Below are 11,346 nucleotides of genomic sequence, written 5' to 3'. Positions count from 1 at the left end.
ACGATCGCTAACTTCATCTTTCTATTATGTCCTAACTCTCCCTTTCTCTGCTATACAACGCCTTCTTGGGGGGAGAGCAAACGACTCAATAGTTTGAGAAACGTGGATTTACCGGAGCCATTAGCCCCGACTAAACTCAACCATTCTCCAGTCTCTAAACTCAGGTTAATCTGTTTAACAATCGGGTTTTGGTGATATCCACCACTTAAGTGGTCAGCAATAATGGGCATGGCAATGATTGAGTTCAGTAAGTATAGTACTTTGCGCTTTGCGCTAGGCAATAGGGAAGAGATTGCTTGATTCCGCTGGCGCAACCTTCGCAATGACATACAGAGCAAAGCGCTGTAATGACCAACGTTACTGCTCTTGCACCAAACGGAGATAGTTTTGCTGTAACTGAATCGTTTCTTCGGTCATGCGATCGCACAGTTGCTTTTCTACATTGCTGAGTTCTTCCCAAAAGAGGGCAGAACGGTTCGCTCGGATCGCTTCGTCCCAGAGGAGGGTGAGCAGAGCAGCCGCTTGGGGATTGTCTTGCGCCAGGCGATCGCACCATTGTCTAAATTCTGCTTTAGCCCTCTCATGGGTTTCCAATTTATGGGCTAGCTCAATGCATTCTTGCAGGTACTGGCGATCGCCCTCCCCTGCTCTTGAGTCGGATCTTGAGTCCATGATTGAATTCACCCTCAAAATTTAACAATTTGTTCCAGATTAGTGTATTGTAATAAAAATTAATACCCAAAAACCACCTCTCTCGTCATTGTCTGGGCAGGTTAGCGCCTAACCCTGGTTTTTGGCTATATTCCTAAGCTAACCTGTCCAACCTTGACCTCTGCCGTCCCTTCCCAAAAGTATGAGTAAACAGCGCATTCTTTCTGGTGTTCAACCCACCGGTAACCTTCATCTCGGTAACTATTTAGGTGCGATCCGGAACTGGGTTGAGGGACAAAGCGAATATGAAAACTATTTTTGTGTGGTCGATCTCCATGCAATCACAGTTCCTCATACCCCAGAAACCCTAGCCGCCGATACTTATACCATTGCGGCGCTCTATCTAGCTTGTGGTATTGATTTAGAGCATAGTACCATTTTTATTCAATCCCATATCCCTGCCCATAGTGAATTAACCTGGTTGCTTAACTGTATTACCCCTCTAAACTGGTTAGAAGATATGATTCAGTTTAAGGAAAAAGCAATTAAACAGGGCGAAAATGTGGGCACAGGATTGTTAGATTATCCCGTGTTAATGGCAGCAGATATTCTACTTTATCAAGCCGATCGCGTGCCCGTGGGAGAAGATCAAAAACAACATTTAGAACTCACTCGCGATATTGCTGCTCGCTTTAATCATTTCTATGGCAAAGGAGAAACGGTACTGAAGTTACCCAATCCTTTGATTAGAAAAGAAGGCGCACGGGTGATGAGTTTGACGGATGGCACGAAAAAGATGTCAAAGTCCGATCCGAGCGAACAAAGTCGAATTAGTTTACTCGATCCCCCAGAGGCGATCGCCCGCAAAATTAAGCGCTGTAAAACCGATCCCTTTCGGGGCTTAGAATTTGATAATTTAGACCGGCCAGAATGTCATAACCTATTGAGCCTCTATATGCTACTCTCTGGACAAACGAAGGAAGCAGTAGCAGCAGAATGTCAAGAGATGGGATGGGGACAATTTAAGCCCTTGTTGACGGAAACCGTGGTAGAAGCGCTCAAACCCATTCAAGACAAATATCAGGAAATTATGGGCGATCGCCCGTATCTAGAATCAGTTTTGCGCCAAGGTCGGCACAAGGCAGACGCGATCGCTTCTTCTACCTTAGCTGAAGTAAAAAAAGCCCTCGGCTATTCCAGTCCCTTGTAAATAACATTACTTTTTTATTATGGTTAATTCTTTTCGTCAAGCCTTACATTCAGGAGAATTCCTAGTCACGGCTGAAGTCATGCCCCCCAAAGGCGGTGACACCAGCCATATGATAGAAATGTCTAAACACCTGAAAGGCCGGGTTCATGCCGTCAATATTACAGATGGAAGTCGTGCTGTTTTACGCATGTGCCCTTTGGCTGCCAGCGTGCTTTTATTGCAACAAGGGATTGAACCCATTTGTCAAGTGGCTTGCCGCGATCGTAACCGTATGGGCATTCAAGCCGATCTCATGGGGGCCAACGCTTTAGGCATTCACAATATTCTCGCCCTCACTGGAGACCCGCCAAAGGCTGGAGATTATGGCGATGGTCGCCCCGTCTTTGAACTCGAATCAGTGCGTCTGTTGAAAGTCATTGACCTCCTCAACCAAGGGTTTGACGCTCACCAAAAAAAACTCCCCGATGGCCCCCTCAACCTCTTAGCGGGAGCTGCGGTAGACCCCCAACTTGACAGTTGGTCAGGATTGCAACGACGATTTAAAAGAAAGTTAGATGCTGGCGCTCAGTTTTTCCAAAGTCAAATGGTCACTGATTTTGAGCGTTTAGATAAATTCATGACCCAAGTTGCAGCCGGCTCGGATAAACCTGTTTTAGCCGGAATTTTCTTACTCAAATCCGCTAAAAATGCCAAATTTGTTAAGCGTTGTGTGCCTGGTGTTCATATTCCCGATTCCTTGATCGAGCGCCTCGCCAATGCAGAAAAACCTCTCTTAGAAGGCATGAAAATTGCCGCCGAACAAATTAAACTAGCTCGCAATATCTGTCATGGTGTCCATCTGATGGCGGTGAAGCGTGAGGACTTAATTCCCCAAATTTTGGATTTAGCTGATATTGGGCCTCTGTCTTAATTTTTGGGTTGATATGACATTCATCTCTCCTTGGGAGACAAGGGGCTAGGGGCCCCTTGTTCTATTAAGGTTGTGGATATAAAGGAGTGGACTCTCTACTCGCTAAAGATTAATATTTCGGCACAGAAGGATCGACTTCATCACTCCAGGCTAAAATTCCGCCCTTTACATTAATACCTTCAATGCCTGCTTCTTTGAGAAGACCCAAAGCTGTAGCCGATCGCGCTCCCATCTTACAATGGGCAATTAGCTTATGACCATTAAGCAATTCCTTCACTTTATCGACCCCTGTGCCTTCTTCAATATCCGGTAAAGGAATCAATACTGCACCAGGAATTTGGGCAATGTCGTATTCATGGGGATTTCGGACATCAATTAACAGTATATCGTCGGCACTACTATCGAGCAGGGCTTTCAATTCGGTAACTGTCATTTCCGGAATTGCCGATTGCTGTTGAGCTTCCTGTTCTCTGGCTTGAGGAATGCCACAAAATTGCTCGTAATCAATCAATTTTTCGATGACCGGGCGCTCTGGATTGGGTCTTAATTTTAACTCCCGGAATTTCATATCTAGGGAATTATATAAGAGCAAACGACCGCTTAACGTTGTTGGGGAACCGAGGATAATTTTGACAGTTTCTGTCGCTTGAATGACTCCAATCATTCCGGGTAGAATCCCTAACACGCCTCCTTCTGCACAAGACGGAACCATTCCCGGCGGTGGGGGTTCGGGATAGAGGTCGCGATAGTTGGGTCCCCCTTCATAGTTAAAGACAGTGGCTTGTCCTTCAAACCGGTAAATTGACCCATAAACATTGGGTTTATTGAGTAAAACACAGGCATCATTCACCAGATAGCGGGTGGGGAAGTTATCCGTTCCATCCACTACGATGTCATAGGGTTCAACGATCTCTAGGGCGTTTTCTGAACTTAGGCGTGTTTCGTACAGATCGACTTGGCAAGAGGGGTTAATCTCGTGAATCCGATTTTTAGCGGATTCAATTTTGGGTTTCCCGACCCAGGATATGCCGTGAATGACTTGACGTTGAAGGTTAGAGCGATCGACGATATCAAAGTCAACGATACCAATGCGTCCGACACCGGCTGCTGCTAGGTAGAGCAGTAGGGGTGAGCCGAGACCCCCTGTACCGATACAGAGAACACTGGCCGCTTTGAGGCGTTTTTGCCCTTCCAGTCCAATTTCTGGCAAAATCAGATGGCGAGAGTAGCGTTCGTACTCTTCTGGGATGAGTTGAATATCGTCCAGATTAGGATTGAGCATAGAAGTTTAGGGGACAAGTTGCAAGAATTTCCCATATTGAGTCTCTTATTGTAACGCTCTCTTTCACCCGTGGGTATCTGTGTTAAGAATATTTTCGAGTTGCGAGGGTTGGAATTGGCGATCTCTATCTAAAACCCAGTCGTTAATCACTGTGGCGCGCCCTTGGATGACGGAGACAATAATATAGTGGTAATCTGGCCAAGCTAAGAGGCGATCGCACTCCGAAGGCACAGCGGGATGATCGGGATGGGAATGATAAAATCCCACAATCTGGAGATGGCGAGAACGGGCATCTTTTTGTAAGGTTAGCAGGGTTTGGGGGGCGATCGTATACCGCTCCAGTTTCGTCTTTCCCCCCATCCCCATTTCTTCTAGCTGCTCTGCCATCTCTTCATTCCAACCATTCTCCGTCCGCACCACTTCTACCAAAACCCTCTTATCTTCCTCAACCCTACCCAACAATACTCCACAGCACTCTTGCGGATAACACTCCTGTGCATGAGCGCGAATGATCTCTAGATGCTCCGATTTAACCTGCATTTTGGCCTGATATCAATAATCAGATGTAAGTATGATAGTTGTACCATAGCGATCGCCACTGGGGAAGCGATCGCGAAACTTGGACTTTGTTTAGATTAAGGCGATCGCTTCGCGATGCAGAGTATGATGGCGATCGACCTAGACATTGCTCTAGCTGGCTACGGATTCTCTGATAATTTTGATTTGTCCTCGCTGTACCGCTCTTAAGATACGATGTACTGCTTTGTGTTCTTCGCAGTTAGAACTGAGCATTTGGAAGGTTGTTTGTAGGAAAAACCACTCTTCAAAAGAGATGGCGTTGATAGAACCAACTGAGCCAAAAAGATCTGAGATGTAGTCGGATACTCCTTCTGTGCTAGTTAACATGCTTGTTTTTCCTAATTCGTTATGTTCCTATCCTCTCCCAATTCTTCTGAACAGTGGGTGATACCCCTCATAGCTGATGATGATCTTTTACGAGCAAAACTGTGATGGGAATTGAGCCGCGTTGGCGACGGGGATCACCATAGCGTGGCGATCGCCGAACGCACAACTGGGGACGCTAAACCCCCATCACATTAACGACCTCAAAGAGAGCTACAGCTTGCAATTCCTAGATTTCATCCCATCCGGTTACTCCAGAGGACATCACATAACTGGTGACTCCCGCTTCAAAGAAATTCGCCTTCGTATGACCTTCTTTCTTCGTATCCGAAAAGCGCTCTAGATGAGCATAGGGACTCTTCTTGTACTTATCATCCGCGTACAAAGGCGGAAGACCGATCGCTCCTAAGCGAATATTCGCCAAGTACTTCGTATACTGCTCCGTACTCGCATCCGTAACTCCCAGGATTTGGTTGCCAATAATATGGTTTGTCCACTGACATTCATGGCGCACGGCTTGATCGAACATTTCATAAACTTGATCGAGCGAATGGGGAAACACCGTCATCGCTTCCGGAATGATTTTTTGATAAAGACGGACATGGGATAATTCATCTCGATTAATCAATTTGAAAATATCCGCACTTCCTGGCATCAACATCCGCGAAGCTAGATTATAGAAAAAACAAAAACCATTGTAAAAATAAAGCCCCTCCAAAACATAATCTGCCACCAAAGAAACGAAGTAATTTTCTGGGGTAGGATCGTCAATATATTGCTGATAGAGTCCTGCTACAAACGTACACCGCTCTTTCAATACTTTATCGGTGCGCCAGAAATCATACACTTCATTCCTTCTCTCTGACGGAATAATGGTCTCTATCATGTATTGATAACTCTGATTATGCATCCCCTCTTGGGCAATTTGTTCTGCCATACACAAACTCACTTCTGGGGCAGTAACCGTACTTTTTAAATGAGGAATATTGCAGGTTTGGACAGAATCTAAAAACGTTAAATAGGACAAAATTCCATCAAATGCTTTCCTTTCTTCTGGGGTTAAATTCCAATAATCAACCACATCTTGGGTAATATCCAATTTTTCGGGAATCCAGAAGTTTTCCCGCATCATTTTATAAAGACTGACTGCCCAGGGATAGCGAACATCATTGAGTTGCATGAGATTAGTGGTTTCACCAAACCAAATAGTTCGATGTTCGGTATCGTCATTTCCCCCAGGGTTAAAAATTGGGTTGACCGTCATTTTTGGGCGATCAATTGGGTGTTTGTGATTCATCATATGAGTAGACTGATTGGGAGTGAATGACAAAAAAATGGAAGCAGTTTATAATCTACTTCCATTGTCCATTTTTTGCAAATATGGGGTTAGTTGGCGCAAGAACTACAATCCGTTAATCCTTCTTTAAAGTCATCCCGTTGTACGGTTCGGACATAGTATACCGCTTTACATTTTTGTTCCCAAGCCATGATTAAGGTTTCAAAAATATCTTTGGCTTTGAGAGTGCGTTCTGGTTCATCCTGAAAATAGATACCGGTATTCAAATTGAAGAGGAGTTCCATGGAAATACCGGTGTCAATCCATTGTTGAATAGTGGAGACAGCAGCAACTACTTTTTTCTGTTCCAAGTGTTTGTTTTCTTGGTAGTACCAAAAGGAATTAGTGATAAACGGGGGAGCAATGGGTACGCTGCCTTTTGCCCATTTATCGTAGAAGAAGCGACTATAGGTGGGAAGAATGCTGGCGGTGCAACCTTGGACGAGGGACGAGGAGGTATTGGGGGCGATCGCCGTAATATGGGAATTGCGAATGCCGTATGTTTGGATATCTTGTGATAATTGTTCCCAACGTTGGGGCTGTTCGGAGTTTTCCCGAAACCAGTCTACTGGTTTAGCACCAATTAAATTTCCTTTGCTCCACTGACTCCCAGCAAAGCTATTATAAGCACCACGCTCTTTAGCTAATTCCATGGACGCATGGGTACACCAATAGCCCATCTCTTCAAATAAATGACTCATTTGGGGCAAGTCTTCATAGGAGAGCTGGCGTTTGGCTAACCAATCGGCTAATCCCATAGCTCCTACACCAATAGTGCGATATTTCTGATTATGGGTTTTGCTGGCTGAGAACGGAGGATGGGTAATTTCGATGGTATTATCTAACATCCGTACTGCCGTTTGGCAAATGTCAGGTAGTTCTTCTATCTCTAAGGTGGCAAAATTGAGACTATTCAAGTTGCAACAATGAGCCTCAATCCCAGGGCTGACATTGCTGAAGGATTCACAGCAGAGATTAACGCCGGGAATGTAGCCTTGATGCGAGTTCGGATTAGCGCGGTTAATGGTATCTTTGAATGCCAGATAAGGCATACCTGTCTCTACCTGAGTACGCATGATCGTCTTAAAGAATTCCCTGGCATTAATCCGGTTATACAGGTTCAGGGTACGGCCAACTTCCGCTTCAATGGTTTTATAAGCTTGCTCAAACTCTTCACCCCAGAGTATGGGCAGATCGATGCCCAGCTTGTTTTTCACTTCATAGGGATCGACTAACGTCCAATCTTGTTTGGCAATAACCCGTCTCATGAATTCGTCGGCAATCACCAATTGGGGGAAAATGTCATAGGCTTTGCGCCGTTGATCCCCGTTTTCAGTTTGCATTTCTAGGAATTCCAAGGCATCCAAATGCCAAATATCGAGGCTGACGGTAACTGCACCTGCCCGTCTTCCGCCTTGGTTCACGGCGATCGCTGTATCATTAAGCAATTTAATCCACGGTACAACTCCTCCAGAAGCATTGGATTTACCCATTACCCAAGATCCCGTTGCCCGAATACGGCTCACGTTTACCCCTACACCGCCACCATTTTTGGAGATGCGGGCAGTATCGGTTAAGGTTTCGTAAATGCTCTCTAGGTTGTCATCCATGGCAGTAATGAAGCAACTCGACAGAGAACCCCCAGGAATCCGCAGGTTAGCTAAGATGGGGGTAGCTAGAGAAATCTTCCGTTGGGCGATCGCCTCATAAAACTTTTTCGCCCACTTCAAGCGGTTTTGGGGTTCTTCCACCGATGCGAGCAGGAGGGCACAAGTCAGATACGCTTCTTGCGGCAACTCATCCTTGAGCAAATACCGCTTAGTTAACAGTGTTGCCCCAGCATAATCATAATCCGTATCCCAATCTGGATTAATCCAACTGTCCGCAATTTCTAATTCATCGGGAGTATAGGTTAAAATTCGCTCATCATACTCATTCGCTGCTACCTTGCGAGCCACCGTTTGGGGATAATCGCCATATTGATAGCCCCTACCCGCTAGAGTATCTTTCCACAGACTCCACATATGCAGCCGTCCCGCCACATAACGCCAATCCGGTTCTGTCGGAGAACACAACTCTAAGCTACAATTGATGAGGTTTTCCTGAATTTCCCTAGTCGTCACCCCATTGCGTAGACGAGTCGTTAATCCAGCCTCTAAAGGAATCGGATTAGCCTGGGTTCCCGAACAAGCCCACTCTACAACAGCGCGAATCTTCGTGACATCTAGAGCTGCACGAGTGCCATTTCGCTTAATCACATGAATCGGGTTTGTGTGAGGAGTATGGTCTGTTATGGAGAGAGTTGGTTGCATCATAGGGGAATCAATGAAGTGATAAGATTCTAATGTACTCCATTTTCCACATTTAGTGATAGAATTTGACAAAATTTAAGTTTTGCGCTATATGTGGATTGGAAGCTGATAATACTTTGTCTTTATCACTCACCTTTCCGTGAAGCCATATCTATTTAAGCCAATCTAAAGACGATCGCCAAAATACCGACGATATAACCCATTCGCTACTGTTACCCCATTCTTTCCCAACTTCACCAAACCCAAGCTTTCGAGCTGAAACTCTAGAAATGGGGATAATCTTACAGCTTCTTGAGCTTGAACGGCCTCTTGAAACCCATGCAAGAGAGTAATATTCCTTTGGAGAATTTGCCCATAGAAATGTAAATGTTTGTGGAAGATCAGCTCTCCATCAAGACTATCTTTCAAAAAACTCTTGAAACTGAGATAATGTTCAGAACTAGCATATAAACTCAAACCTACCAGATAAGGATGCCCTCCTGTAAGCTGCATCAATTCCTCAACTTCAGAAGAGGTGAGTTGTAGCCTAAAGCGGCGTGTCAATTCATCTACTTCTAAAGTTGTAAAGTAAGGCATTTTAATCGATTTCCCCATTCGTATAGGAGAACTTTTAAGATTAAGTTCAGCATAAATATCTGTACTCGTCACTAATATAAATCGTAATTTTTGCCAAGCATCACTTTCTGGCAATCCGTATCCTGAAGCTTCATACCAGTAATTCAGCAAGCGTAAGAAATCAATCGAAATTGAAAGATTATTGAATAATAAATCAAACCGATCGAGTACAACCACTAAAGGGGAATGGATTTGCTTTAGTAAGTGTTCTAGTAAATGAGTCGATAATCCTTTACATCCTAACCCATCCCTAGAAAAATCGCCTTCAGAAAGTGGCAGGTTCAATCGATGATATAACTCATAAATCAGCCATCGTAGAAACGGATCTAGATTCTTTAAAAACTGTGGGTCAACCTGTTCCAGACTTAAGGGAATAACTGTCAGGTTTTCTTGCCTTGCTCGATGCACAAGTCGAATCATCAGAGAAGTTTTCCCCATTTTCCTAGACCCCACAAGACTTAAAACCCCTCCTGCATGAGACAGGATTTGAAAAGCCAGTTGCTCTATAGGTCTACTAATATACAACTCAGAGTCAAGAGAGAGGCGATCTCCAGGAACCTCAAGTAAATCATTGTTTAGATTGCTGGTTGCCAGGTAATTCTTTACTACAGAAGTAAAACTTTTTTTGCTAACCGGTTCCCCTAATATATCCGATAAGATACGCCATATCTGTGGAGCGGCCACTTGTTGAATGTACTGGGAGGAATAATTTTCCTGAACTGCAATTTGATGATAAGGAATTGCTTCCTCTTCCCAGGAACCGTGGAGAATCGCTTTTTGAATCGGACTTAAACGCTTACCCGTTTTCTGTAGCCACCGTTGTTCAATAAACTGCAAAGCTTTCTCAAAACTGGTCATAGGTGCGTATTGAGTTCACTGTAACTCAGTATAATACACACCTATAGACAAGAGTGATAAATTCACATATATTTACTGAAGTCTACTGACCTAGTTCGCTTTACGTTTGAGTCCAGCGACTGCGCCCATAGCACCTACCGCTAATAAGCCTAGGACAGAAGCTGGTTCAGGAGTCTTGGCTACCTGTTCTTTACTACCAATGGTCATATTGTCAAAAGCAAACCAATCTCCTTGCCCAGTAGTCATGCTGAACGAGAGACTATCAATCAGTTCATCATCATTTTCAGCAATGAGTCCAAAGTAGAGAACTGAACCATCCGTACTAGCAGAGCTACCTATGGTATTAGGAACTGTTACAGTTTGTTGACCGCCATTAGCCAAATTTAGAGTCAGGGACAGTTGACCGCCAAAGTCTCCAATATCTACACCATGAAAGCCAAACGCTGCTACCTCTTGACTAAAATCAATAGAAAACGCGCCAGAACGCGCTGCACCTTCCCAGAATTTTTCACCAGAGATGGCATAACGACCTGAGCCTGCTGTGCCAGATGCCTGGTGTTCAATCTCTCCATTTCCTTGTAATGTAGCGACTCCCGCTACGCCAAAATCGAGATTAACTGGTCCTCCTGTACCATCAGAAAACCCTTCAAAGGTTTCTACTCCCACACCAACTAACCCAGAGAGAAAGTCGTCTTGGGCTGCGGAAGCATTAGGGGTGTTGAATAAGGGGGTAGAGCTACTACTGTTTAAGTCTTCTCCGAAGAAGAGGCGATAGGCTTGAGCAGAAGGCTGAGTTGCAATAAGAGCAAAAATAGAGGTTGCAGCCGTAATCGCTAAGGTTTTAGTTGTATTCATTAGTAGGGACTCCTATAACTCTTTCTGTGTTGTTTCGATAGCTCCACTATGACCGATAGACCCATCGATGAACATACTAAAATGTCATAGGATTCAGGAGAAAAGGGAGGTAAGTAATTTTGAGTAAAGGACTCTATGGTTTCTTTGAGCCTTTATGAAGCCTTTAAAGTTGGTTCCTGTCCTCTACAGTAGTATTACTGCGCTATGAGTTATGTTGTTCCAAACGTAAGTTGTAATACATATATCTTTGTTTTTGTCAAGCGATGTAATTCATAATCTGAGCTACCTTACTCAAGGCTAATTTCCTTTCAAGCGGAAGCCATGTCCAAAAAATACGGATATGCGCGCGCTGCACAACTGTATAGAAAAGTTCTAGGAGTTTATGTTAACACTTTTACTGAACAGAAACCTTTG

General features: G+C 44.4%; 10 protein-coding genes and 1 pseudogene. 2 read left to right on the top strand and 9 right to left on the bottom strand.

Annotated features, from left to right (window positions below):
- Positions 1-53 precede the first annotated feature (53 nt).
- Both AC3A14_RS22415 and AC3A14_RS22410 read right to left on the bottom strand, forming a co-directional pair.
- Positions 54-230, bottom strand: a pseudogene (locus AC3A14_RS22415) (ATP-binding cassette domain-containing protein); the annotation flags it as partial.
- Between the two features lie 127 nt (positions 231-357).
- Positions 358-672 (bottom strand): hypothetical protein, encoded by a 315-nt coding sequence (locus tag AC3A14_RS22410; RefSeq protein WP_318735555.1) that lies wholly within the window; start codon positions 670-672, stop codon positions 358-360.
- A 181-nt stretch (positions 673-853) separates the two neighbouring features.
- Here AC3A14_RS22410 and trpS point away from each other — a divergent pair, with 181 nt between their 5' ends.
- Complete coding sequence (trpS, locus tag AC3A14_RS22405; protein ID WP_318735552.1) at positions 854-1,861, top strand: tryptophan--tRNA ligase; 1,008 nt, start codon at positions 854-856, stop codon at positions 1,859-1,861.
- Positions 1,862-1,880: 19 nt separating this feature from the next.
- A complete protein-coding gene (locus AC3A14_RS22400; RefSeq protein WP_318700457.1) occupies positions 1,881-2,771 on the top strand; it encodes a methylenetetrahydrofolate reductase in 891 nt (296 codons plus the stop codon).
- Between the two features lie 109 nt (positions 2,772-2,880).
- Here AC3A14_RS22400 and moeB read toward each other — a convergent pair whose 3' ends face one another.
- From moeB to AC3A14_RS22365, 7 genes are all read right to left on the bottom strand, one after another.
- The gene (gene moeB, locus AC3A14_RS22395; RefSeq protein ID WP_318723064.1) at positions 2,881-4,053 is read right to left on the bottom strand and encodes a molybdopterin-synthase adenylyltransferase MoeB; all 1,173 of its coding nucleotides are present in this window, start codon (positions 4,051-4,053) and stop codon (positions 2,881-2,883) included.
- Between the two features lie 63 nt (positions 4,054-4,116).
- Positions 4,117-4,593, bottom strand: a complete 477-nt coding sequence (locus AC3A14_RS22390) for a M67 family metallopeptidase (RefSeq protein WP_318700459.1) — start codon at positions 4,591-4,593, stop codon at positions 4,117-4,119.
- 150 nt (positions 4,594-4,743) lie between these two features.
- On the bottom strand, positions 4,744-4,959 hold the full coding sequence (locus AC3A14_RS22385; RefSeq protein ID WP_318735550.1) for a hypothetical protein: 216 nt from the start codon (positions 4,957-4,959) through the stop codon (positions 4,744-4,746).
- A gap of 226 nt (positions 4,960-5,185) precedes the next feature.
- Complete coding sequence (locus AC3A14_RS22380; protein ID WP_318737357.1) at positions 5,186-6,220, bottom strand: ribonucleotide-diphosphate reductase subunit beta; 1,035 nt, start codon at positions 6,218-6,220, stop codon at positions 5,186-5,188.
- Between the two features lie 122 nt (positions 6,221-6,342).
- Positions 6,343-8,607, bottom strand: a complete 2,265-nt coding sequence (locus tag AC3A14_RS22375; RefSeq protein ID WP_318735546.1) for a ribonucleoside-diphosphate reductase subunit alpha — start codon at positions 8,605-8,607, stop codon at positions 6,343-6,345.
- A gap of 162 nt (positions 8,608-8,769) precedes the next feature.
- Complete coding sequence (locus AC3A14_RS22370) at positions 8,770-10,077, bottom strand: AAA-like domain-containing protein (protein WP_318735543.1); 1,308 nt, start codon at positions 10,075-10,077, stop codon at positions 8,770-8,772.
- A 90-nt stretch (positions 10,078-10,167) separates the two neighbouring features.
- Positions 10,168-10,932: a PEP-CTERM sorting domain-containing protein gene (locus AC3A14_RS22365; RefSeq protein WP_487779170.1), complete on the bottom strand. Its 765-nt coding sequence runs from the start codon at positions 10,930-10,932 to the stop codon at positions 10,168-10,170.
- Between the last annotated feature and the right edge of the window lie 414 nt (positions 10,933-11,346).

This window comes from Roseofilum sp., from assembly GCF_982964205.1.
The sequence above is the reverse complement of the archived record's forward strand: the minus strand, read 5'-3'. Positions and strand labels throughout refer to the sequence as shown.

Coding starts and splice junctions, on each gene's coding strand:
- AC3A14_RS22365 (WP_487779170.1), bottom strand. CDS start 10,932: ATGAATACAACTAAAACCTTAGCGATTACGGCTGCAACCTCTATTTTT.
- trpS (WP_318735552.1), top strand. CDS start 854: ATGAGTAAACAGCGCATTCTTTCTGGTGTTCAACCCACCGGTAACCTT.
- moeB (WP_318723064.1), bottom strand. CDS start 4,053: ATGCTCAATCCTAATCTGGACGATATTCAACTCATCCCAGAAGAGTAC.
- AC3A14_RS22375 (WP_318735546.1), bottom strand. CDS start 8,607: ATGATGCAACCAACTCTCTCCATAACAGACCATACTCCTCACACAAAC.
- AC3A14_RS22400 (WP_318700457.1), top strand. CDS start 1,881: ATGGTTAATTCTTTTCGTCAAGCCTTACATTCAGGAGAATTCCTAGTC.
- AC3A14_RS22410 (WP_318735555.1), bottom strand. CDS start 672: ATGGACTCAAGATCCGACTCAAGAGCAGGGGAGGGCGATCGCCAGTAC.
- AC3A14_RS22390 (WP_318700459.1), bottom strand. CDS start 4,593: ATGCAGGTTAAATCGGAGCATCTAGAGATCATTCGCGCTCATGCACAG.
- AC3A14_RS22385 (WP_318735550.1), bottom strand. CDS start 4,959: ATGTTAACTAGCACAGAAGGAGTATCCGACTACATCTCAGATCTTTTT.
- AC3A14_RS22380 (WP_318737357.1), bottom strand. CDS start 6,220: ATGACGGTCAACCCAATTTTTAACCCTGGGGGAAATGACGATACCGAA.
- AC3A14_RS22370 (WP_318735543.1), bottom strand. CDS start 10,077: ATGACCAGTTTTGAGAAAGCTTTGCAGTTTATTGAACAACGGTGGCTA.